At 65.0% G+C, this 23,543-nt stretch carries 21 protein-coding genes; 5 read left to right on the top strand and 16 right to left on the bottom strand.

Annotated features, from left to right (window positions below; genetic code table 11):
- Positions 1-96: 96 nt before the first annotated feature.
- Both NF4_RS13320 and NF4_RS38605 read left to right on the top strand, forming a co-directional pair.
- Positions 97-666 carry a TetR/AcrR family transcriptional regulator gene (locus tag NF4_RS13320; protein WP_063127665.1) on the top strand — a complete coding sequence of 190 codons (570 nt, stop codon included), beginning with the start codon at positions 97-99 and terminating at the stop codon, positions 664-666.
- Between the two features lie 169 nt (positions 667-835).
- The gene (locus tag NF4_RS38605; protein ID WP_063127664.1) at positions 836-1,252 is read left to right on the top strand and encodes a VOC family protein; all 417 of its coding nucleotides are present in this window, start codon (positions 836-838) and stop codon (positions 1,250-1,252) included.
- Positions 1,253-1,628: 376 nt separating this feature from the next.
- On the opposite strand, the gene NF4_RS13310 is transcribed toward NF4_RS38605, so the two are convergent.
- The 11 genes from NF4_RS13310 to NF4_RS13260 all read right to left on the bottom strand — a co-directional run bounded on the left by NF4_RS13310 (position 1,629) and on the right by NF4_RS13260 (position 17,885).
- Positions 1,629-2,150: a hypothetical protein gene (locus NF4_RS13310; RefSeq protein WP_157120284.1), complete on the bottom strand. Its 522-nt coding sequence runs from the start codon at positions 2,148-2,150 to the stop codon at positions 1,629-1,631.
- Between the two features lie 22 nt (positions 2,151-2,172).
- Positions 2,173-3,570: a hypothetical protein gene (locus NF4_RS13305; RefSeq protein ID WP_063127662.1), complete on the bottom strand. Its 1,398-nt coding sequence runs from the start codon at positions 3,568-3,570 to the stop codon at positions 2,173-2,175.
- 8 nt (positions 3,571-3,578) lie between these two features.
- Positions 3,579-3,875 carry a WXG100 family type VII secretion target gene (locus NF4_RS13300; RefSeq protein WP_063127661.1) on the bottom strand — a complete coding sequence of 99 codons (297 nt, stop codon included), beginning with the start codon at positions 3,873-3,875 and terminating at the stop codon, positions 3,579-3,581.
- Entirely contained in the window at positions 3,872-4,291 is a 420-nt protein-coding gene (locus tag NF4_RS13295) for a WXG100 family type VII secretion target (protein WP_232330447.1), read from the bottom strand. Before NF4_RS13295 ends, NF4_RS13300 begins: the two co-directional genes overlap by 4 nt.
- Before the next feature lie 191 nt (positions 4,292-4,482).
- Positions 4,483-6,555: a DUF262 domain-containing protein gene (locus NF4_RS13285; RefSeq protein ID WP_063127658.1), complete on the bottom strand. Its 2,073-nt coding sequence runs from the start codon at positions 6,553-6,555 to the stop codon at positions 4,483-4,485.
- Between the two features lie 137 nt (positions 6,556-6,692).
- Positions 6,693-6,878, bottom strand: coding sequence for a hypothetical protein (locus tag NF4_RS39250; protein ID WP_232330446.1), 186 nt, complete (start codon positions 6,876-6,878; stop codon positions 6,693-6,695).
- Positions 6,871-7,290, bottom strand: a complete 420-nt coding sequence (locus NF4_RS13280; protein ID WP_232330445.1) for an exonuclease domain-containing protein — start codon at positions 7,288-7,290, stop codon at positions 6,871-6,873. Before NF4_RS13280 ends, NF4_RS39250 begins: the two co-directional genes overlap by 8 nt.
- 214 nt (positions 7,291-7,504) lie before the next feature.
- Positions 7,505-8,098: a DUF4352 domain-containing protein gene (locus tag NF4_RS13275; RefSeq protein WP_063814573.1), complete on the bottom strand. Its 594-nt coding sequence runs from the start codon at positions 8,096-8,098 to the stop codon at positions 7,505-7,507.
- A 35-nt stretch (positions 8,099-8,133) separates the two neighbouring features.
- Positions 8,134-8,787 carry a DUF8020 domain-containing protein gene (locus tag NF4_RS13270; RefSeq protein WP_063127657.1) on the bottom strand — a complete coding sequence of 218 codons (654 nt, stop codon included), beginning with the start codon at positions 8,785-8,787 and terminating at the stop codon, positions 8,134-8,136.
- A 540-nt stretch (positions 8,788-9,327) separates the two neighbouring features.
- Positions 9,328-11,541, bottom strand: coding sequence for a 3'-5' exonuclease (locus NF4_RS13265; RefSeq protein WP_063127656.1), 2,214 nt, complete (start codon positions 11,539-11,541; stop codon positions 9,328-9,330).
- Positions 11,541-17,885 (bottom strand): DEAD/DEAH box helicase, encoded by a 6,345-nt coding sequence (locus tag NF4_RS13260; RefSeq protein WP_063127655.1) that lies wholly within the window; start codon positions 17,883-17,885, stop codon positions 11,541-11,543. The genes NF4_RS13265 and NF4_RS13260 overlap by 1 nt, the downstream gene beginning before the upstream one ends.
- A gap of 479 nt (positions 17,886-18,364) precedes the next feature.
- On the opposite strand from NF4_RS13260, the gene NF4_RS13255 reads away from it, so the two are divergent.
- The 3 genes from NF4_RS13255 to NF4_RS40030 all read left to right on the top strand — a co-directional run bounded on the left by NF4_RS13255 (position 18,365) and on the right by NF4_RS40030 (position 19,607).
- Entirely contained in the window at positions 18,365-18,826 is a 462-nt protein-coding gene (locus tag NF4_RS13255) for a hypothetical protein (RefSeq protein ID WP_063127654.1), read from the top strand.
- Between the two features lie 24 nt (positions 18,827-18,850).
- Positions 18,851-19,309, top strand: a complete 459-nt coding sequence (locus NF4_RS13250; RefSeq protein WP_063127653.1) for a hypothetical protein — start codon at positions 18,851-18,853, stop codon at positions 19,307-19,309.
- A 79-nt stretch (positions 19,310-19,388) separates the two neighbouring features.
- A complete protein-coding gene (locus NF4_RS40030) occupies positions 19,389-19,607 on the top strand; it encodes a DUF3048 domain-containing protein (RefSeq protein WP_369690928.1) in 219 nt (72 codons plus the stop codon).
- A 226-nt stretch (positions 19,608-19,833) separates the two neighbouring features.
- Here NF4_RS40030 and NF4_RS13245 read toward each other — a convergent pair whose 3' ends face one another.
- From NF4_RS13245 to NF4_RS13225, 5 genes are all read right to left on the bottom strand, one after another.
- Positions 19,834-20,250: a hypothetical protein gene (locus NF4_RS13245; protein ID WP_063127652.1), complete on the bottom strand. Its 417-nt coding sequence runs from the start codon at positions 20,248-20,250 to the stop codon at positions 19,834-19,836.
- Entirely contained in the window at positions 20,247-21,614 is a 1,368-nt protein-coding gene (locus NF4_RS13240) for a hypothetical protein (protein WP_063127651.1), read from the bottom strand. The genes NF4_RS13245 and NF4_RS13240 overlap by 4 nt, the downstream gene beginning before the upstream one ends.
- A gap of 3 nt (positions 21,615-21,617) precedes the next feature.
- On the bottom strand, positions 21,618-21,914 hold the full coding sequence (locus NF4_RS13235; protein WP_063127650.1) for a WXG100 family type VII secretion target: 297 nt from the start codon (positions 21,912-21,914) through the stop codon (positions 21,618-21,620).
- A gap of 786 nt (positions 21,915-22,700) precedes the next feature.
- Positions 22,701-23,024, bottom strand: coding sequence for a hypothetical protein (locus NF4_RS13230; protein WP_063127649.1), 324 nt, complete (start codon positions 23,022-23,024; stop codon positions 22,701-22,703).
- A gap of 67 nt (positions 23,025-23,091) precedes the next feature.
- Positions 23,092-23,439 (bottom strand): hypothetical protein, encoded by a 348-nt coding sequence (locus NF4_RS13225; RefSeq protein WP_063127648.1) that lies wholly within the window; start codon positions 23,437-23,439, stop codon positions 23,092-23,094.
- Positions 23,440-23,543: the final 104 nt, after the last annotated feature.

Below are 23,543 nucleotides of genomic sequence, written 5' to 3'. Positions count from 1 at the left end.
CAGGCTGATGTCGTGCCGGTCAATCCGGGAGAACGAGCGTTCTCGCCGGTATCGGTAGTATAGGAGAACGAAGGTTCTCAACGCAAGGAGGTCGCGGTGGCGGATGGATCCGAGGCGCTACAGGTGGTCGTCGCGGCCGATCGGCTGTTCAACGACCGGGGTGTGCAAGCGGTGGGTATGGACGACATTCGCGATGCCGCGAACGTGTCGCTGAAGCGGCTCTACCGGCATTTCCCTTCCAAAGCCGATCTGGTGTGCGCGGTGTTGGAGCAGCGCGACCGTGATGTGCGCAGTGCGATTGTCGAATACGTGGACGCGCGGGCCCACACACCGCGGGAGCGGATACTCGCCGTGTTCGACTACTTGCTCGAGTGGTTCGCCCAACCCGATTTCCGGGGATGTCTGTTCATCAACACCGTCGGGGAACTGGGCGGCACCTCCGACGAAGTCGCCCGGATCGCGCGGCGCCACAAACTCGCCGTGCGCGACTATCTGGCCGAACTCGTCGCCGAAGGCTCATTTCCCGGCGGTGTGGCCGATCAGCTGATGATTCTCGCCAATGGCGCCATGGTCACCGCCGCCATCCACGAGGACCCCCGGGCGGCACGCCACGCGCGCGACGCCGCCGAGACCCTGCTTTCCGCCGGCGAACGCAGTGCTGGGTAGACGCCCTCGTCCACTTCGGCCGGACCCATACCTACGAGGGCGCCATCCTGCGAACCGAGCCCCTGTGATCGGCCGGCGGCAGCGTCCCTTGCCGACACTGTCACTACGCCGCACCGCAGGCGACAAAACTCCAAGCCGGCGGGCGCGGTGCCCGCCGATACTCGGCACCATGAGCATCGAGCAGATCACACCGAAGTTGAGTGTCGAGGGTGCCGACAAGGCGATCCGTTACTACAGCGAAGTCTTGGCCGCTGTACTTCGCGACCGGCACGCGGCGGACGGCCGGGTGCTGTTCGCCGAATTGGCGCTGCCCTGCGGGGCTATGTTCCAGGTGAAGGACGCCGACGAATTCGACCCCGACCCGCTGCGCCTCGGCGGCCGCGGGGTGCTGCTGACCGTGGTGACCGACGATCCCGACGATCTCGCGCGGCGGATGGTGGCGGCCGGCGGTGAAACCGTGTTCGAGGTGGCCGACCAGTACTACGGTGCCCGGCAGGGGCGGGTGCGGGATCCGTTCGGCCATGAATGGATCATCGGCACGCCGGTCCCGCGGGCGGCGGAATTCGCATCGGCCGACATTCCCTGACATCCATGAATCCGGTACCGGGCAGGCCGATGACGCGCTATTCGTGGTTCAGGGCATCGAACCGCGTGGCGCGAACCGGAGTCGGAAGATTTCGCCGCCTCCGCGATGACACGGATGTCTCTGTCGTGTTCGGCCAGTGTGCATAGACCGGTGCGGACGAGGTCCTGGTCGTCCACCACGAACACTCACCGTTGATTCCAGCTCCTCCACCCGAGCCGCTCGCTGAAGGGTGTATTAACTCCGGGACCCTGAAGGGCTCCCCTGAGGGAGGTGTTTCCCATAAGGCTTGACGGTTTTGCCGTCGAGACCTGTGCGCGCGACTCTTTGCTCAACGAAGGCTTCCGCCAGCGAGTATGCCCTCGCATCGGCTGGGTGGCTACCTTGTTACTTCCTGGAGAAGTCCCCAGGAGAACCTCAAGAAAAGCTGATCACCGCTTCCGGGATCCCGCACGGTGTAACTGTTGTAGGTTCCCCAGGAGTCGATCTCGCGAACTTCATCGAACCTCTCTTCTACATCGAGCTCGAGGAACTTCCAAGGCGCTATCTCCTCCTCGGATGCTGTGTAGCGAATGAACTCCACTCTCCTCATAAAGGGTAGGTCATCCAGTTCCAGCCTGAATGCAAATTCTTTCCAGAGAGGGAGGAGGTACAGAAAAGTATCGGATTCCCGCCCGTGTGATTTTTCTATAAGGGTATCATTCAATATAGTTTTGAGAGCGTGCGCCGAGCCGCCTTTCCCGGGCATGATCGACTTCGATACGGCTTCGGCGCCCGCGAGCATTTTGTCCTCATCGCAATTCAGGGCGGCCAACGCGGGATCGAGGAGTGATCGTATGGGCTGCATCGTCTTCAACAGGTAAAGTTGAAATTCGGTAACACCCAGAGCGCCTGATGTCATGGATTCCTTTCCGAGTCAGTGATCAGCGTGGGCCTGTGGTGGTCACGTCGAGGTCGGAACCAGGACCACCGATAGTTCCCCGTTTGAAGATTACTTCACCGTCTGGGGTCACTTCGATCCATGCCTTCACCTGCGGCTGCGTGGGAAGGACAACGAGATTTCCATTGGGCAGGCTTGCTACGCCTGCGGTTTCTCCGAATGCTCGTTCTGCTGCTGCCTCAGCGGCTGTTGCGGCTTCCTGTTGACCGAGTCCGAGTTTGGTGACTTCAGTAGCAATATGCTGTCCCTGACCGGATCCCTTCGGAATCTGCGCGGCAGCTTCTCCCACGGCCCGACCCAATTCTGCGGGATCACCGCTGGCGCGAGACTGATCTGGACTACCGCTCGGTCCTTCTTCTCCGTCGGTGGCTATGTGGACGCTCATTGCGGCGATGGCGGCCAGGGCGGTGTTGATGCCGTCGGTGGTGAGGTCGGGGATGGCGGTGAAGGCGCCGGAGGCAGTGCCGACTGCGACGACGGAGCCGAAGATGATCAGGAGCCGGCTGATGGTGACGGCGTTCTTGATGATTCCGGCGGTGGTGGTGACGATTTCCGCGGTGACCACGATGCCGCCGCCGGCTGCGGCGGGGGCGGCGAGGCCGGCGGAGGCGACTACGGCGAAGGCGACGATACCGGCGGTGATGACGACAGCGGCGGCGATCTCTTTACCGGCGCTCGCGACTGCTGTCTGGATGTCATCGCGCATGTCCGCGAGCGCGTCCCGGTGCTCAACTACCGGAGTGACCAGGGCTTTGGATGCTTGGGCCAGCATTTCCGCGGCTCGGGTCAGGGTGGTGAGTTTGGTTTCGATATCGGTGATATTGGGGTCGGTGCTGCCGGTGAAGGCGGCGTTGATGCCTTTGATCCGGTCGGCCGCGCCGGTGGTGGTGGCGTGGTCGGCGAATGTCTGCCAGGCGTCTTTGGCCTTGCCGAGTCTGGTGACGTCGCCGTTGGGGATTCTGCCGACCTGCGCGAGCAATCCGGCGACCGCGCCCTCGTCGAGCCCGGGTCCGTTATCGCCCTTGGCGGTTGTGGGGAGCGCCATCCCGGAGTCGTAGAGCGGTTCGGAGGCGCTGGGCCGATCGGGTTCGGGTCCGCTGGCTTTCGCGCGGTTGGCGTGCCACCAGTTGTAGCCGTTGGCGGCCAGCACATCACCGAAGCGTTGCAGGGCGTTGGCCAGGGTCGCCGCGAGGGTGACGATATCGGCGGCGTGCTGATCGTAGCCGGTGGTCCACGCCGCCGACTTTTCGTGGTCGCCGGCCATACCACCACAGTCGTGCACGAGCGTGCTGAGCAGCGGGCCCAGCGCGAGGCTGATATCCCCTGCCAGCAGGTGGCATTTATCGCGGCGGCGTAGTACATGCCGGAGTCGATGACCCATGCCATGGTTCACCCGTCCTGCAGCATTTTCCGGTTGACTTCGGCTGCGGTGGTATAGCGGGTGTGGGCGGTGCGGGCTGCGTCGCTGATATCGGCCAGACCGGTGGCGAATTCACGGGCACCCGCCGACCACAGCAGGTGGGCGTCGCGGTAGGCGCTGGCGGCCAGAGTTTCCCATGCGCCATCGAGGGCGGCGACTTTGTCGTCGATGAGGTCGAGTTGTTCGGTGAGGTATCCGGCCAGGTTGGACAGGCGGGTCACGAGATCGTCGAGTCGTTGGATATCGACGGTGAATTCCGGGTTCATAGGTTCAGGCTCGGGAACTGCTGGGAGGTGGTGTTGTCGGTGGTTTCGTAGCTTCCGGCCTGGACACCGAGCTCGGCGGCCATCCCGTCGAGTGCCTGCAGGATCTTGGTGCCGCCGTCGCGGAGTTCGGTCCAGCCGCCGTTGAACTCGTTCGCGGCGTCTCCGCGCCATCCGTCGGTGAGGAGGGCGTCGACGTCTGTGCTCGCCGAATCCAGCCCCGATCGTAGATTCCGGGCAATATCGGCGATGAACCGACCGACCGCTCGAACTTCCTCGGGCACAACGGTAATGCCATCGCCCGGGCTCGGATTTCCCCCTGGATCAGCCATGATTTCGAAGTTAGCAGAGATCGTATGGCCGGTCCTGCCGATGCGGCGAGCGCGCACGCGCTCCTGTTCGACCACCGAGCCGATCACGCTGGATCCGCTGCCCGGCGAACAGCCGGTGCTGACGGACAGCGCGGTGGCGACATTCTGGCCGTATCGGCCCTCGACCGCCGATCCCGGTGTCGGCGATGTCGCGCAACATAGCTACCTGGAGAGGGCTGTTTCCGGCGGGTTCGAGGTACAGCGGCGCGGACGGTGAGGTTCTTACATGGGGTCCTCATTCATTCGGTGGGATCGGTGTCGTCCTCGGCAGCCGCGCGCAGAGTGTGAAGAGCCTCGATTGTCAACCGCTGAGATGAGTGCGCCCGCGCCCCGGCTGTGAACCGGATGCCTTCCCGCTCGAGGATCTGCCGTGGATCATCGTTGCGCCCGGGCTCGAGCCAGCGGAACGCCGACGAGATCTCGCCCTGTGCGGTGAGTACGCGGTGGGCATTGGGTGCGGGCACGGTCGCCAACCGGTTGCCCAGGGGCTGGGCGGCGGTGCCCAGAATCTTGGCGAGATCACCGTAGGTGGTCCAGTGCCCGGTCGGAAGCAGTGCCAGCAATCGATGCATCGATTGCCACAGCGGGTTGTCGTCCCGGTAGAGCCCGGGTGCCACAAGCGGGCCCGGCCACGCGGCGATGATGCGCTGGGCCAGGTCGCGGCCGCGCTGATCGATCTGTTTGGGTCCCCAGGCCGAATGGGCCGCGATTTCCTGGTTCATTCTGATGCTGCTGGCACGCAGGAGTTCCCGCTTGCGGTCGAACTCATGATTGCCGAGATCTTCGTTGTACCCGGTCACCGTGAGGTTTCCGAGCGTGTGCACCATGCTGTCGTGTAGTTCGTCGACATTCTCGGATCCGTAGACCGCCCCGAGTTCCGCGCGCCATCGAGGAGACAAGGTCTGCGGCATCACATGCTCGATCGTCAGTGACTCCGTCGCCACCTGCTCCTTGGCAGCGAACAGCCGCTCGATCCACGTGAGCACGGTTTTCCGCTGGGCGGCGCGACCCGTGGTGTAGAGAGGTGAGGTCAGGATGGCCTCGGTGAGCTTTTCGTCGGTGGCGTAGTGCTTCCTTCCGCCGGACAAATACCGGTGCAGTGCTTCGTCGACCGGCAGCGCGGTATCGAGATCCTGGACAGCGGCTGCGAACAAACGATTGAGGCTCTGGGTGGATTGCCCGATCAGGAATCGCCGCACCAGCAACGACTCGAGGTAGAGGAGAGCGCGGGCGACCTGTTCCGACGACGCGCTGCCGCGAGCTCGGAGCACCAGCAGATGCAGGACCAGTGGCGCCGGGGTCGTGGACCCCCATTCGCGGAGGCGGACCAGTCGCTCGCGTACGTTGGATTCAGGTTCCTCGTCCGGCTGAAGCATCAACCGGTAGAGGTGTCCCAGCTCGGCGATTCGCACCACCTCGGCGACGATGTCCTCTTCGTTCGTGAATCTGTCCAGACGAGCCTGCTGGCCGGCGAAGGTCTGCGACTGCTTGACCTGTGGCCTGGTGTGCAAGAGATCCAACCAGAACAAGGTTTCGAGACGCTCGTTGTCGACCAGTGCCTCCTGCAGCGGCCGCCAATACGTGCGGTACACGATTTCGCCCTGGGTGGGCAGCCGCATGAACAGATAGTTGCGCATCAGGTCGCCCTGAGTCAGTTTCAGTCCGGTGTTGTTCAGGGATTGAAAGACCCGATGCACATTGTCGCCGGGGTGAGTGCTGATGGAGACCACCGACAGACCGGACGTCACGGCGTGCGCGATCTGCACGGCGTGATAGGAGACATCCGGGTCCACCGGCTCCGCCAGACGTGCCCGGAAGAACCGGTAGGCCGCGCCGATATTGTCATCACCACCTGCCGTGGGCAGAGTGTCGATCACCGCTGCGAAGGACTCGCGGTCCGACTGTGTGGGGAGCAGCTTCAACCGGTAGGGGTCGTCCTCGTATTGGTTGGTCAGCAGCTGGTTGTGGATACGGTCGGTGTCGCGGCGCGTGGTGTCGTCGATCGCCCGCAGGTGGTCACGGATCGCGGCCAGCAGCAGGATCAGCGTCGTGAACCGCTGCTGCCCGTCGACCACCAGGTACTGCGTGATGGTGCCTGCCACCCCGGCGGGTACGGGCGCGAGAACGACCGAGCCGATGAAATGGGTCGTATCGATTTCGGTGATCCGGTCCTCTGCCAGCTGGGTGATATCGCGCCAGAGCTCTTTGAAGTTGTCCGGGCCCCACTGGTAGGGCCGTTGGTAGAGCGGCACCAGATACTGGCAGGTGCCTTCGAGAATCTTCTGGAGACTGGTTTCCTGCGCGGCTACCACAGCGGTTCCCCTCGATCAGCACGGCCGAGGCGGTGCCGGCCGACAGGTAGGTGTTTTCGATCCCCGAGTGGGCATCAATTCGAGCGCTTATCGGCACTGCGCTGCAATGTGTTTCAGCCCGAGGGGGTCGCCCGGAACTATCGGCAGGCCGCTATCCCGGCGGGGGAGAGCCTGCCGAGCCGGGTTCCGGTCGCTTTGGCAAGCGCTTCCAGATCGTGGGCGCCGACCCGGGTGGCGATGGCGAGGGCGATATCGGCGGCCGCCGCGGCATCGGCTCCGGCCTGGTGATGGGTGGTCAGGTGGATACCGAGGGCACTACTCACATCGGGCACTGTGCCGGAAAAGATGCGGCAGGTGCTGTCGAGCCCAGCGGCGGGTGCAACCGTAGGTCCAGGTCGGCACGGGTAGCCCGCTGTGGCCGCAGGCTTGAGCCACCGCGTTCATATTGAACGCCGCGTTGTGCGCGACCACGGGGAGTCCGTCGATCACCGAGAGTGCCGCGTCGAGCTGCTGGGCGAATCCCGGTTGCCCGGCCACCATAGCGGCGGTGATGCCATGGATTCCGGTATTGCGGGGGTTGAAGCTGTGCACCGGCTCGGGCGGGCGGCAGAGCCACGAGTGGGTACCCACCCGGGTCCCGTTGCGTACGACCGCGATACCGATCGCGCAGATGCTGCCGTACTTGGGGTTGGCGGTCTCGACGTCGAAGGCTGCGAAGTTGAGTGTGCTGGTCACCGGAGTGCTTTCAGTGGAAGGGGACGGGGAAGTTCCTCGCCGAACGGGAGGGGGCTTCGGGAGCGGCAGGGCTTCTCGAACTCGGCCCGGCTGTCTGCGCACCGGGCGCAACCGAGGGCCGGGTGCGGCAGCGTGGCAATGGCCTCCGGATCGTTACCGGAGTTCGCGCGGTGTCGGGGTTGTTCGATGCGCGACCGATGACTCGGTGTTCATTTCACCGCACCGCGACCCGGACGCCGCCGGAGAACATCGAATCGTGGAATTCCAGCGCTGCCGGCGTCGTGCCGACCGGGACGTCGAAGGCAAGGATCACCGAGAACTTGTTGCCCGGGTTGATATCGGTGTAGACGTCGTCGTTCAGGTAGATCTCGGCCTCGGTGTCGTTGGTGAACTCGCGGCCTTGGGTGTCGATGAGTTTCTGGTTGCCGCCGCAGTAGGACTGCGGACGGTCGCTGGTGTTGGTGACGTCGATATGGACGAGTACGAATTCGCCCTGGGCCGACTTGCTCAGAAACTCGCCGCCGACCGATTTCGCGGGTGCCTCGATCCGGGTGACGGTGAAAGCGAATTTGCCGTCCCGTACCTCGGATCCGGGGGGAGCGAGATCGTCGGCTTCGTCCGGCGCGGTTCCGGCGACGACACTGTTGCCGCCGGGACTGTCCGTGTCGTCTGCGCTGGTGGCGATGATGCCGACGCAGCCGCCGCAGAGCAGGAGGAAGAAGGCGAGGACGCTTAGCGTGATCCAGAGTGCCGTGCGGTTTCTACGCGGTGGCCGAGGATAGGGAAGGGGATACTGAGGGTTGGTCATCGGATCGAAACTCCTTTGTTCTGGGGTGATGTGCGCTACCAGCAGATGCGGTGCTCGCCGACGTATTCGCATTCCTCCTGGTAACCCCATTGGTCCGGTACATCGGAGTTGGGGACGGCCGCACCGGCCGCGCCACCGAGAGCCATTCCACCGAGCAGGCCGCCGAGCAGGCCCATCGGCAGGCTGATCGGGATCAGGAGGCCGCCCGCGGCGATTCCGATCACCATGCCGGCGATGATTCCGGTGAGGGCCCCGACCGCGCCACCGATCGCGACGCCCGCTTCGATACTGCGCTGACGAGGCGAGGTCTTGCGCCAGTAACCGATGTCCTGGGCGGCGACATCGGCGACCAGTTTCGTGCTGTTCGCATCGACACGCGGTGTCAAGGTGAAGACGTGCTCGCCGACTCGAAAGGCTTGTGGAATATCGGCGACGAGCGTTCCGTCTCCGGAGACGACGTGGATCCCGTCTTCGGTGATATCGAAGGTGCCCCCGGTGATTTCGGCAGCAAGGGTCTTTCCATCGCGATGAACCAGGTAGCCGATACCCTGGTCGACTCCCCGGCTGCTCTCGGGTACGGCGTTCGCGGTATCGGTGGCCGGTTGCGGAGCGGCGACTGCCGAACTCTCGATGACGCCCAAGGCGGCAACCGCCAGCGCGGCAGCGGCAGTGAACTTTCTGATTCTCATGGGGATTGGATCTCCTTGGTCCTTGCCACCGCCTTCGGCGGGACAAATCGATCGGGTCGTGGGCACTGATGGCAGCGTTGATCACAAGTCGACGCGGCGGCCCGTGGTGGTCCGGTAACTCTTCTCGCGGCTGCTGAGTCCAGCCCGGACCTGTGCGTCCAGGCCGGTTTCCCGTTGCAGCACAGAGTTTTCAGCGCGGGGAGACAAGGTGCTGGTTGCGGGGAAGCAAATAGAACGGTAAGCGTCAGTGAAAACATTGTCAATCAGAATTTCTCGGAGGTTGATCGACGCTACGGTTGCTTGCCAAGCGAGGCTGTCCGGAAACGCGTACACACGGGTCGGCTGCGCGCTGCCTGGAAGCCGACTCTGCGATCGACGCCACGAGCCGATCGCACACCCGCGCGGGGCACGAAGTTTCGACCTTCCTGCCCACGGCCGACGTTCGACGTGGCCGTCAGCAGGGGAAGTCGTCCAGCTCGAACTTTCGAGGTGGCCGACGCTTCGGTCGAGTGCCGTAGACCGGACCTCGATCGCCGCTGATTACCGCCCGTAACGGTCCAGCAGCTCGGATCTTCCGCCGCTCCAGGTCACGACCAGCCGGTCCCGGGCACGGCTCGCCGCTACGTACAGCAGGGAGCGTTCGCGGAGATTCGCCTCCGCGCGTTCTTCCTCCGGCACCCCGTTGAGGCCGGTGCGGGATGGCACCCGGGCCTCGTCGACCCCGGCGAGGATCACTCGGGAGAATTCCATCCCCTTCGAACGGTGCATCGTCAGCACCTGCACATGGCCGGGAACAGGCAGGTTGTCATCGAGTGTGCGGGCATCAATCCCGCGTTCGGCGAGCCCGCGCACCATTTGGTTGCGGTCGGTGACACTTCGGGTCAGGACGGCGATGGTCGCGCTGTCCTCGGTATCGGGTAGCCAGCTCTTGATCTGGTCGGCCACCGCCCGTAGCTCGTCGGCGGCGGAGCCGTATTGCCGTAGCTCGGGTTTCGGCCCGTTGCGAGCCGACCGGTAGTCGAGCGTGGATTCCGGGGCCTCTTCCAGGTTGTGGTATTCCGCGCCTTCGAGGATGCTCATTGCGAGACGCAGGTTCTGCGCGGTCGTCCGATAGTTGAGAGTCAGACGCCGGGAACGGCCGACGATCTTTATACCCAGGCGGCCCAGGACAACAGGTTGCCCGTAGATGCGCTGGTGCGAATCCTCGGCGATGAACAGGTCGTCGGTGCCCTCGGCGACCAGGGCCCGCAGCATCCGCCAGTGGGTCGCGTGCAAGTCTTGTGCTTCGTCGACAAGGACGTGATCGGCGAGATGTGCTGCTCCGTTCTCCGCCTGTCGGTGCAGATGCTCCGCGGCTACGGCCAGCACTTCGGGGAAGCCGACGGTGTCGTCCATCCGGCTCCGGCGCCGATAGGCTTCGATGAGCTTCCACACCGCGATTCGCTGGGGTCGGGACAGCCGGACACCCCTGCCGGGGCGCGCGACCCGTGCGTACTGCTCCAGCGTGGTGATCTTGTTGGCGAGGACGACCGAGGTGTACTCGGTATCCAGGAACCAGGGTGTGGCCAGACGTGGGTCGAGGCCACTTCCCACCGAGTCCACGACCTCCCGCCATACGCGGTCCTGTTTGGTACGGGCGGTCGGAATTTCGGTCCGGGTGCCGAGCACCGCCTCCGTCGACGGGCCGATATCACCGGCTTGTTTGACGATATCGCTGGCGAGTTTGTCGATACCTTCGACGTAGATCCCGGGCCGGCCGAGCGTCGCGGCGATCTCGATATCGGGATCGAGTGCCCGCAGATCGCTTTCGAGGTTCTTGGCGAGCGTTTTGTTGAAGGTCGTCAGAACGACCCGAGCTTCGGGGTTGCGCCGCAGCAGGTTTCGGGCGCGGTGAATGGCCACGACGGTTTTGCCGGTCCCCGCACCCCCGGACAGACGGAACGGCCCGTTGTAGCTCTTCTCGACGTAGGTGCGTTGCTCGGGGTGCAGGAAGACCCGCCAGGCGGCGAAATCGCCGCCTTCGATGACGCGGCGCAGCTCCTCGTTGCCGTCGATATAGGTGAACTGGATTCTGGAGGCGGGACGATCGAGTGCTGCCATGATGCGGTCGTCTTCGTCCGCGGTGGTGTCGATCGGTGCGTCGGTGAATAGATACTTCTCCCGGATCTCGTCGATCGCGGTACCGCAGGCCAGTTCGAGCAGCGCATCGGCCTGCCAACCCCCGATATCGGCGGCGATATCGTTGAGCGCGTAGTCGTCGGTGGCGAGCAGTGCGCGTTCGGCGACCACCGGATCGATACCGAGTCGGCCGGTGAGGTCGGCGAGCGTGAAGCCTACGTCGGCCAGGAATCCGTGGTCGGGCTCTTCGTGGACGGCCGGTGACGGCTGGGACGCCGCTGCGGGCACCGCGGTGGGTTCGGTGAGGATGCCCTCGAGGATCCCGTTCACCGGATTGACCCGCAGCACAGCGCGCTCGGCGATGGAATTCGCCTCGTCGTGCGGCCAAGTTCCCATATAGACGTAGGTGGTCCCGCCCTCCTGGGGGTCCACCCGGAACAAGACCGCACGATGGTTCAGGTCGACTCGTCCGGTGCGTACGCGCCGGTCCACCGCGCCCTTCATCGGCTCGATGTGCAGGCCCGGCGAGGTATCGTCGGACTGCAGCTTCTCGAGGAAACCGAAGACCCGCGGCACGATCGACCCATCGAGTCCGCGAAGCGATTTGCTCTGGTTGGCCATGACGATATTCGCCATCACATCACTCCGTTCGCGGTCAGGGCAGCCAGGATCGGTGCGATTTCCGGTACACAAACCGTCCAGCCTTGGTCGGCAATCGTATCGGCGGCCTCCGTCACATCGTCGAACAGCACGCCGACCCGGGCGCCGGACCAGGCGATATCGATGACCTCTCCGTCGTCGGTTTCGAAGCCTTGGACGGGCAGCGGGGTACCCGCCGCCGCGAGTGCGCGGATGAGGGTGCGTTCCTGTTCGGAGATGCTGTCCGCGTACAGGGCCTGCCACTGCGGGCTCAGATCGGTGGTGTCGACCTCGGCCGATGTTCCGGGCGTGGGGGTTGCCTCGGTCAGCAACCGCCGGCTGGTGACGAGGTGGGTCTCGGATAAGCCGAACCAGTTCGACAGCCGCAGCCATTCCCGCCACCCGGTGCCCCCCTCGAGAGCGAGTTGTTCGTCGCGGTCGTCGAGTACCAGGACGGCGGTACATGTGCGGGTGTCCGGTCGCAGGGCCGCGGTGACGGTCAGTGGGCCGTCGGTATAGGACCAGCACGCATGGTCGCCCGTGGGGATTCGGGCGTCTTTGTCGTCGAGGAGGTTCAGTGCCCAGTCGGCCAGGTCGTCTCCGTTACCTTTGTGCCGGCTGTCGCGCATGAACATCAGCGGTACCCAGCGGCCCACAGCGGACCAATCGTCTGGGTCGGGGTCGACCAGGAACCTGAGCAACTGGGTGATGGGGTCGGCGGTGACCAGTTCGAACAGTGCCGGCCGGAGATTGCCCTGTTTCATGGTCAGCCGGGCGAGTTTCTCCGTATGCCACGGCGGTGCGATCTGCTTTTTCTTCCCTGTGAATCGCTGAAGATCCTCGTGGCCGAACGACCAGACCAGCACCCCGCCCGACCGTAGGATCGCGCGTTTGCGCGCGTCGTCGGCGACTCGGTTGTTGTCCGGCGTGGCGTGGTAGGCGTGGCCGTCGGCGAATACGGCGATCACCGGGATCTCCGGGTCACTGGTCTTCAACTCGAAATCGGGCACGCTGTTGCCCATCTGTACCTGTGGTGTCAGAGTCCAGGTACGGATCTTTTTTCCCGGGACGGTGATCGTCGCCTTGTTGGCGTAGGTGCCCGGGGTCTCTTTGATGGTCGCCCCGAGGGTGCGCAGCCGCTCGAGGAATGCGAGATAGAACTCACGCTCCAACGGTGATTCATTGCTGACAGCGGGTTTGGCCGGTGTCTGTTCGACGATCGACTGCGACCAGCGCTCCCATATCAGAGTCGCCTCCTCGGCGCCCAGGATCGAATCGAGGATCTTCGCGGCGGTCCTGCGGGAGACCTTGTCGAGCTCGTGCGGTGCGGCGAACGGTAGCAGGCAGTTGTGGCAGGCCAGGCGCGCTTCGTCCACGCAGGAGCAATTCCGCACAACTTCCCGGGCGGCGTGCAACGCCGACCAGACTTTCCGCGGCACGGCGAATTCGGCGAGGTAACCGGTCCCGCCGGGGACGGTGTCGTGGATCAGCAGTGCCTGTTGGTTCCGGTCGTAGAGGGCGTCGGTGATCGTGACGACATCCAGATGTTCCGGCGAACCCCCGATCACCTGCCGCAGACCGAGCAGGATGGCGGCACTCAAACTCGGGTAGGCGAACGAGTCGTAGCGCAGGAATGCCGGAACGTGCAGGAGCACCGCCTGAGTCCGGAGCGTCCGGGCCAATGCGATATCGCGGACGTGGTTCTCGTCGGCGGCCTTGCGGTATTTGCACCAGCTGCGGTGCTCGTGCGGATCGTTGCGCCCGGCGATCCGGTCGAGTTGTCCGCAGCCGGAGCAGACCCGGAACAGTCCCGTGGTGATCTCCGATCCGGCAATGGTGCGCCGGCCACCCTGCGAGGTGCGTTTGCCGAGGTTGAGCCAGCGGATATCGATCCGGCGCAGGTATTCGGCGCCGAAATCGTATTCGGTGGCGAACCAGCGGCGCGCGATATTGTCCGGGTCGATATCGGCCGCGGTGACGACCGCGTACATTTCGCGTCGGCGCTCGTCGCGGGCATCGGTGATGGCCGCCTCGTCCCGGCGGACCTCCGCCGAGACCTTCGACATCTCCACCACCCGCAGTTGCTGACTGATATCGGCAATGGCCGGGGTGTGGCAGCGCGGACAGTGAGTGGGTGGTGCCGCTGTTTCCGTCGCGGTGCTCGTTCCCACCCAACCGCACTGCGGGCATATCCGCCACAGCTGGATATCGGCTTCTCCCGCGCCCAGATCAACCGCGTCGATCTTCACGGCCAGGCCCTGCGCGTAGAAGGTGGAGCCCGGCGCCAGTTCGGTCAACGCGACCCGGGCGCCGCGCCGGTAGCTCTCGGTATCACCCTGGTACTGGTTGTTTTCCGGGTCGAACCAGGTGATCCCCACATCCAGGGTCACCGAATCGTCCAGGAGGGTGTAATTGGGCAGCACGCCGTAGCGCTCGAGGACACCCACCCAGTGTTCGCGGGTGAGGTCGTAGAGATGTTTGCCGAGCAGGCGCAGGGTGCCCCGGGCAGAGCGTAGGTCGCGGCGGTCGTCGTCGGTGGCGGCAGGGGAGTTGGCACGCTGCTCGAACTCCGGAATCGCGGCGTCGACGGCCGCGCGCCGTTCGGTGAGTTCGCTGACGTCACGATTCCACCGATGCACTGCTTCGCGCAGTTGGGTGGCCAGGGCGCTGGGTTCGCCGAGTTCATCCGGAGTGGCCCAGGTGCGCAGGGCTGTGCGAGGTGTGCCGTCGAGGAATTCGCCGAACTGGGCCAGGAAACCATCGATGAGTTCGTCGGCTTTCAGGTCGGCGGTCTCGATGAGATCTGCCATCCAGCTGCCCTCGTCGAAGCTGCCGAGTACCGCTCGGGCGTCGATCGGGTCCTGGGCGCCGGCCCGCCGGGCCGACCGGTCGACGACGTGCGCGATGTACTGGCGCTGCAGGATTTCCTCGGCGGTGAGGAAGGTGGCCGGCGGGCGCACTTCCCCCGAGATGACCGAGGTCGGATCGTACAGTTTCGGCAGATGTTCGCCGCGTCCCCGGACGAACGCCAGGATGAGCGAATTACCGGTGAGACGCCCGGCGCGACCCACGCGCTGCAGGTAGGAGGCGACCGTGCGGGGCAGCGAGCCGAGCATGACCGTGGACAGGTCACCGATATCGATACCCATCTCGAGAGTGGGGGTCGCGACGAGGACGTTCGGTGCCGTGGGGTCGATACTGCGTTGTTTGAACTTGGTTTCGTATTCCAGGCGTAGCGGAGTCGGCAGCAGCGAGGTGTGTTCGCGCGCCACGACCCGCTTCATCTCCGAGCGGTCGTAGAGACCGCGGTAGAAGTTGTCGGGTTTCGGGGCGCGGTGCAGCGTACCGGGGCAACGGCTGAGTAGGCAGGGGGCGCCGTCGAGTTGGTCGACGACGACCGCGGTGCCCGGGTTCTGTGTCCGGCAGACCCCGCAGACCAGCAGGTGCCGGCCCGCTTCGAGATCCTCGGGCGCCGGTACGCCGATACGGATCCCGTGCTCGCTCAGCTGATAGGCGGTCAGCGATTTCTCGGTGGTGACGGTGGTGAGGATGCGTTCGTCGGCGAGCACTGCGAACAGCGAGCGGGCCAGGAACCCGCCTTCGAACGGCGCGACGTCCAGACACCGGGACGCCCACTGCGCATACCACGATGAAGGCGCGGTGATCGCGTCGAACCCTTCGGGGACGGCCCGGGCCCCGAGTGCCGGGAAGGCGGGTGCCGGACGGCCTTTGGGGAACGCGGGCATCCCTTCGCCCACCGGGCGCCCGCCCCACACCCAGCGGCGATTGGCGTCCCGCTGCACGTATCGGTCGAGCCAGACGTGCCCGATCGCGCCTTGGGTCCGCATCCGTTCGGCCGTGCCTCGGACCCAACGCGTCACGGCCGCGGGGTCCGGTTCCGTGAGCGTCAGCTGGTATTCGGTGTCGTTCAGGGCGCGGGTGCCCAGCCGGAGCACCCGGTCCGCCGAACCGAGGTCCACCTCGGCGACGACGCTGCCGGTGAGTTCGAGGGTGCGGCCGAGCCGGGACTGCAGCCCGAATTCGAGATCGATATCGAACTGCACCCGGCGCCGGACCTTCTCGCTGGCGTCGCGCCGCTTTGCCGCGGACGCCTCCAGCTTCCAGAAGGCACCGAACTCGTCGCGTTCGACGATATCGGGGGCGAGCAGGTGATAGCGGCGCACCGGATCGTCGCCCGCGCGGTCGAGCACGGCCTCACACAGTTCGGTGAGCGTGAGCGTCCCGGCGCGGGACGCTTTCTCGCCCAATGCGTTGCGCAACGTGGACCGCAAGCTCAAGGTATGCGAGCGCGCCTGGACGAAACCGGCCCGGTGGGCCGCGTCCTGCACGCTGTCGGTGAACATGAGCGCCTTCTTCTCGTCGGCGTCCAGCTCGGCATCACCGAACATATTCGACAGCGCCACCGAGAGCTGGGTCGCGACCGCGCTACCGAGGAACCGGATTCCGTCTTCCGTATTGCATGCCGGACACACATCTTTCGCGGAGTTGTCGTCGGCCGCCTGCCCGTGCAGGACGAGGACGGGCAATACCCGCCCCTCCAGCACTTCCGGGCTTTCCGGGTCCGGCGCCTCGTCACTGATCTCGCGGTCTTCGATCCGCAGCCAGCGCAGATCCGGCACCGGGGGATCGAGCTGTGCTTCGACCGGAGCGGAGATCAATGCGCGAATCCGCGCACCGCCCGAAATATGCAGCGCCCGCACGGAGGATTGGTCGGGGTCGAGCGCGTATCCGGTCGGGGCCAGCCGAACTCCCCAACCGGAACGGCCGCAGTGCCGGCAGAACAGCGCGGAGGCGTATTCGCTCCCGGACGCTTCCACCTCACCGTCGTCGGCCCAGCGAAAAGCGGCCGACGCGGACAGCGCCCGGTCTATTCGCGACAGCTCCCGAACCCACAGGTGCACATCCACATTCAGCGCGGAACGCCCGATTTCGGCCCGCAGATGGGAGAGCGCGGCGAAGACATAGTCGAGGTACCGCTGCCGGGTGGCGCGGGCCCGCCGGTTGTCACGTTCGGCCGACGAGGCGGTGAGAGTCACGGCCGCCAGTTCGGCGAGGGATACCGCCGCTGTGGAACGTGTCAGTAGCCGGACGAACCAGTGGTGCTTCTTGAGAAGGCTCAGCTGCTCGGCCTCGCCGAGGCGGCGCAGTTCGGCTGCCAGTTCGTCGAACGTCAGGTGCTCGCCGGAACGCTCGAACAGGGTCGCCAGGACGGCCGCGGTGAGATTCGCATTCGTGGGGGAGTTGCGGGCGAGTTCGTCGAGAGCCTTGACCGCCTGTTCCGCGGAGGGCGCGATCGGTGCGTACCGCCGATCGAGACCCGAGTCCCGGTCGGCGAGCCATTCGTCGAGTTCGAGCCGGGTCTCCCCGACGAGTGAGTCCACGGGGAACACCTCACCGAAGACGGTGTGCGCGAACTCGAGCATGGCGGTGGGTTCGCCCTTACCGCCGAGCGTGGCGGAGGTGGCGACCGGCGTGATGCGGCCCAGCGGCCGGGCCCGATCCTCCTCGGTCGCCGGCGACGACTCCGACCAGTACGACTTCACCGCCAGCCCGAGCCGGCGCAGCAGCATGGCGACATCGGTGCCCTGCGCGCCGTCGTAGGTGTGGAACTCGTCGAGCACGACATACTGCAGCGATTCCGCCGACTGCCGCCACATCGCCGCCCGATCGGGACGCAGCAGCAGATGGTCCAGCATCTTGTAGTTGGTGAGCAGGATGTCCGGCGGCGAATCGTGCATGAGCCGGCGGTCGGTGATCAGCCCCTCGGCCGACACCAGGGTCCGCCCACCCGAGCTCTGCTCACCGGTGTAGAGGCCGGCGGTGACACCCGACAACTCCGGATGAGCGCTGATCAGCTTCGCGAGCCGCTGCTCCTGATCGTTGGCCAGTGCGTTCATCGGGTAGATGATCAGCGCCTTCATACCCGCGACACCCTGCTTCTTGGCGCGGACGACGTGATCGAGAATCGGGATGAGGAACGATTCGGTCTTACCGGAACCGGTGCCGGTGGTGACGAGGGTCGGCTGCGGGCGCTGCTGGAACTTGGTCGACAGCCGCTCGAACGCCTTGGCCTGGTGCCCGTAGGGAAGGAACTTGTCCGGCAACCAATCCAGATGCATGCCCCAGTTGCCGCGAGCCGGTGCGAACGGGAGCCGTAACCGGACGTATGGGCCTTTGAACATGCCGTCCCGGGGGTGACCGACGAAATCGGTGAGCGCGGCCTGGGTATCCGGATCGGTGAGCGCGAAGGTGGTGGCGAGGTAGTCGGTCAGTCCTTCACGCAGGCGATCTGCCTGCAGGGTCGGCAGTAGGGCCCCCACACATACTCCTCCGTTATCGGCCGACTCGGCGGGTCGGGCGGGTACGTCGCCCGCTGACCCCGTTCGTTCCCGGGCGGGCACCCCCTCGGATGCTAGCCGACTGCGGAGCGGGTCACAGGGTATCGACCACGGCGTGAACCGCCACGGGAACCGAGCCCGGATTGCGAGATCGGTCCCCCGGTGGGCTTCTCGAGATCCACTGCTTTCGTTCTTTCTCGTCGATCCTCGGCATGTGACCGGGCCGGCTGTTCCGGCCTGTGTAGTCGTCAGGAGGCTTCTGTCGATCTCATGGCCGTAAGAGCGGTGGCAATCGATCTCAACGGGGGTGCGTATCTGCGGCGGTATTCCGATGTGCTGGGGCGGGTTCGGGCGATGGCGGAGGACGGTTGAAGGAATCGCGGAACGATGGAACCCGATCGGGGTGCTTCGACGTCCAACCAGATGAAGTACCAAAGATTCCGTCAACTGGGGGTAAGCGAATGACGAAGTACGCGAGAAACATCGGGGCGGTCGGGGGTGGCGTGCTGGCGGTCTTGATGACCACGTGTGTGGCATTGCCCGCCGCTGACGCGGCGCCCGGGCCGGGCAACGCGGCCTGCCAAGTGGAAGCCGTGAAGGCCATGAATCCGCACAATTCCAAGGGCACACCGACCGACATCGTCGGAAAGGGCAGTATCAAGTGCACGGCGGCCATCGACTCGCTGTACATCGATGTCGAACTCCAGCGCAAGGAGGGTGGGAGCTGGAAGCGGGTCGCCGGCGGCCACAACGAGGTCACCAAACCCGCCGCGGGGACCAAACTCGTTGCTCAAGGTGCCACCACCTGCGCGGAGGGGGAGTACCGGACGGCTGCTCGCGGGGGCGGCGTGTACGGGGGAGTACCCTCGCAATCCTCGGCGTGGAAGTACTCGGACACGGTGGTGAATCCGTGCGGTAAGTAGTGTCGAGGCGGGGCAGGATTGCGAGTGGGCTGGGAGGCCGGGGTGAGTGGGACGGAATGGGAGATGTTCTGCTCGGAGGTGTTTGCCATTGCCGAGCGTTACGCCATCCAGACGTTTTCGAATTCCGGCACCCTGGTGCTCTCGAGCGGATCCTCGTCCACGGAAGCCGAAGTGCGCGGGGCCAATCCACACATCACACTAGTGGATATGGGCGACGCCGCGGTGCGCATCGAAACGGGCTGGTGCGTCCGCGCCATCGCCGACTACGAAATCCAATTCGAGGACAAGCCGTCCCAGGCGGCCGCGGCGGTCGAAGCGATCATCCTCGGGGGCGCCGAAGAGTATGTGTTCACCGATGACGACGACCGGTGGGTGGCGTTCGGGTGGTGTATTCGGGGCAAGGATTCCCTGATGTCGCAACCCCCACACATCACCTCGGGACGGAAGGCGGTTCGTCGGCTCCTGCCGTGGTGGTCGGCGTGACTGTGCGGCCAGGAGCTCGACCACGCCGACGCAGCTGCCGTCGGTACAGCGTGCCCGGCCGGGGAGTCGGCCGGGCACGGTGGCGGTGGAATGGGTAGGGGTGCCCGTGCTGGTCGCGAAGATAGACAACAGTTCGCAGGCACGGCCGCCGCCGGTAGGGTTGGGAGCCGCCGATGTGGTCGATGTCGAGCCGGTCGAGGGTGGTTTGAGCCGGTTGGCGGCTGTGTTCTCGACCGACAAACCCCCGGTGACGCTACAGCCATCCCTCTCGCGCCGGGGCAGGTCTGGACAGTCCTGATTCCAGCGCAGCTCTGGTGACCGGGACCGCGCGGCCCCCACCAGTGCTCTACGCCGACCGGGGTGTCCCTGGCGTCCACTCGAACTCTGCTCGCCGGTGTACGGCCCGGCGGTCCCCGGACAGCTCCGGATGCGTGCTGATCAACTCCGCCGACCGCTGCTCACGAGCTTTCGCTCGAGCGTTCATCGGGTAGGTGATCATCGGCTTCGCGCTCGCGAAGCCCTGTTCAGTCGTGGATACGGCGGTGCGTGTTTTTCCACGGATCCCCGTACTTCTCATAAGGGTTGCCCAGTTGTGCGAGGCGCTCTTCGCCTGCGTCGAGCAGATCTGCCCGGAATACTTCGTTTGAGCCGATCTCCTCGTCAGATATTTTCAAGTAACCCGGAACGTCGTTGTATCCGTATGAAATCCGGTGGATGGACTCCTCTATGGATGCATCCCAGGGTTCCCATGTCCGATTTCCCCCCGGGAACGCGCCGAATCGAATGAATCCTCTGGTGGCGAGTTCGCGGAGTATGCCCAAGACGTTCTCACGCGAGTAGTGGTCAGGAGTGATTCGCGCGACCATCCCGTCGAACGTTGCGATCGGTGCCCAATCGTCCGACAGTTCGTACAGCAGGAAGTGCTCGAGTTTTTCGTTCATTTCTTCGGCAGATGCACTTTCACGGGTTCCGGAGCTCCTGGATACTTGATATCGAGCGTAACACCGCCCGATTTACTCCCCTCTCTCATGCGGATTTCTGTTCCATCGGGCAGGCGCATTCCCTCGCCTGGGTACTTTCCTACATCCATTACTTCGCCATTCTTCGTCAGCTCTCGGTAGAGGTCACGAATCTCTTCGTCGGTACCCATCTGTCGATGGGGCTCGGTCTTACCCGGGACAGTCCGAGAGTTGACGATCGACTCGACTTCGGCAGCATTTCCCGGTGCAGAGGCAGCGGTAGTGCCTGCGTCGTCCTCGCTGCTGTCCGCCGCTTCGTCTCCTTCGACGGTGTGGACCGTCATCGCCGCGATGGAGGCCAACGTAGCGTTGATTGCATTGTTGGTGATGTCGGGGATAGCGGTGAAGGCGCCGGAGGCGGTTCCGGCGACGACTACCGAGCCGAAGATGACCAGCAGACGGCTGATGGTAACCGTGTTCTTGATGACGTTGGCGGTGGTGGTGACGATCTGGGCGGTGACGGCGACCCCGCCGCCGGCCGCTGCGGGTGCGGCGAGTCCGGCGCTGAGGAAGGCTGCGACTCCGACGAGGGCGACGGTGACACCGATGGCGACGGCCATCTCTTTGCCGGCGTCGGTGACCGCGGCCTGGATCTCATCGCGCATCTGCTGGAGTGCGTTCCGGTGCTCGCCCACTGGTGTGGCCAGGGCCTTGGACGCCTGGGCCAGGAGTTCGGCGGCCTGGGTGAGGGTGGCCAGCTTGTTCTCGATCTCGGTGATGTTGGGGTCGGTGCTGCCGGTGAAGGCGGCATTGATGCCTTTGATCCGGGTGGCTGCGCCGGTGACGGTGGCGTGATCGGCGAACGCCTGCCAGGCATCCTTGGCCTTGCCGAGTGCGGTGACATCACCGTTCGGGATCCTGCCGACCTCTTTGAGAAGTCCGGTGATCGGGCCTTCGTCCAGGCCGGGTCCGTTGTCGCCTTTGGCGGAAGTGGGCAGCGCCATCCCGGAGTCGTAGAGGGGTTCTGAGGCGGTCGGGCGGTCGGGCGCAGGGCCGCTGGCGGTGGCACGGTTGGAGTGCCACCAGTTGTATCCGTTGGCGGCCAGCACATCGCCGTAGCGTTGCAGGGCGTTGGCCAAGGTGGCGGCGAGGGTGATGATCTCGGCTGCGTGTTTGTCGTAGCCGATGGTCCAAGCCGCGGATGACTCGTGGTCGCCGGCCATCCCACCACATTCGTGTACCAGTGTGCTGTGCAGCGGCCCCAGCGCGAGGCTGATGTCTCCGGCCAGCAGGTGGCATTTGTCTGCGGCGGCGTAGTACATGCCGGAGTCGATTACCCAGGTCATGGCTCACCCACCCTGCAACATCTTCCGATTGACCTCGGCGGCTGTGGTGTAGCGGGTGTGCGCGGCGCGGGCAGCGTCGCTGATATCGGCCAGGCCGGTGGCGAATTCACGGGCGCCGGTCGACCAAAGGCGGTGAGCGTCGCGGTAGGCATTGGCAGCGACGGTTTCCCAAGCTCCGTCGAGGGTGGCGACCTTGTCGTCGATCAGGTCGAGTTGCTCGGTGAGATAGCCGGACAGGTTGGACAGACGGGCTACGAGATCGTCGAGGCGTTGCACGTCGACGGTGAACTCGGTACTCATAGGTTCAGACTCGGAAACTGCTGGGAATTGGAGTTGTCAGTGGTCTCGTAACTCCCAGCTTGAACGCCGAGTTCGGCGGCCATCCCCTCCAGAGCCTGGAGGATTTTGATGCCGCCGTCGCGTAGTTCGGTCCAACCGCCACCGAACTCGTCGGATGCGTCCCGCGCCACCCATCTGCGAGCAGCGCATCGACCTCTGTGGCGGCCGTATCCAGACCCGCCCGCAAGTTTCGGGCGATATCCGCCACGAACTGTCCGACTCCCCGGACCTCGTCAGGCACGACCGTAATGGAGTCGGTTGAGTTCGGGCTTCCCTCTTCATCGACCACAGCACGAAATTAGCAGAAACCTGTCACGTTATAGCGGTTGCGTCCCATCGCGTGGTGTACGGACCGAATGGCCCGGGGCAGGTCTGGACGGTCCTGATTCCAGCCCAGCTCTGGTAACCAGCAACTTCCAGCTCCCGATCGTTGTGGCCACTTTGTCCCCCGGTGAGTTCACGCCACAAACGCCCCACGGGACGGTCCATGGGCTGTGGGGCGGGCGTAAGCACTGCGAGCGATATCGTCGCCGCTGCGGCCGACGCTTCGCACGTATTCTCAGCGCGACTGTTCGTGCACCTGTGGGTGCGTTCGGCTGTGGTTCGGTTGTGTTTCCCGGCGAAGTCCGGTGACCTGCCTTCTCGGAACGAGGAGGGTTCACGGCTTGTCTCGGCGTTCGGGCAGCGTCACCGCCAGGATCAGTACGGCGAGTGGCAGGCCGATTGCGATGGCGAATCCGAGGGTGATCACTGTTCGGTCCTGTGCTGTGTGGTGATTGCCGACCTCAGGGGATACTCCTGTTTTCCGGTGATCAGGTCGGCGGCTTGGGTGACCACCCCCCACGGGGTCCGAGGCTCGAGGGCGCCGAGGTGGGGGATTACGACCGCGTCCGCGGCGTGCTCCAGGGCGTGCCGGACGGCGATCAGCGCGGCCAGGACGGCGGCGGTATCCGTGTGGACGGTGTGGACGACGTTCAGCCGGTGTTTCCGCGTCAGTGCTTCATAGGTGGCCGGGTCGTGGGTGCTGTGCAGGAGGGCAACCGCCCGTGTCGGTGGGTCCGGTTTCGTCACAGTGCTTGCCCCTCCACGATTCGATATGGACGTACCGAGACCGAGCCGTATGCCCTCGGTCCGGCGGTCACTGTTGGGCCTCGATGTACTGTGCCGCGAGCCGGAACCGGGGGCAGTTGTGTTTGGTGTGGTCGGTCATCAGGTGGATGGCGTGCGCCCGCGGATGGGGTCGGTGCTCTTTGCAGGCTGCCGGGTGGTCGAGGTGGCGGAGGCCGGCGGCGACGCGCTCGAGGAGGTCGCGGTTGCGGGTGTGCCAGAGTCGGAGGGTGGCTGCCATCGACTGGTTGTGCGCGCGCCTGGTGGGGAGTTTCGGTAGTTCCTGACGCAGGTGGTCGTCGACCGGGGCGGTACCGGAAGGGATCTGGTCTACGCAGGCCGGCTCGCGGACGCTGGTTTCGGTTGAAGGAACGGGCATAGCGGTCGGCTCCGGGTTCTGTCGGGGCGAAAGTCGAGCGTGCGCCTCTGCGGACTGCGGTAATGATCGGTTCCAGCATTGCTGTGTTCTTGCGGCAGAAGGAC

The sequence above is a fragment of the Nocardia fusca NBRC 14340 genome (genome assembly GCF_001618425.1).
GTDB lineage: Bacteria > Actinomycetota > Actinomycetes > Mycobacteriales > Mycobacteriaceae > Nocardia > Nocardia fusca.
Note: the sequence above shows the minus strand (reverse complement) of the source record. Positions and strands in the feature narration are given on the sequence as shown.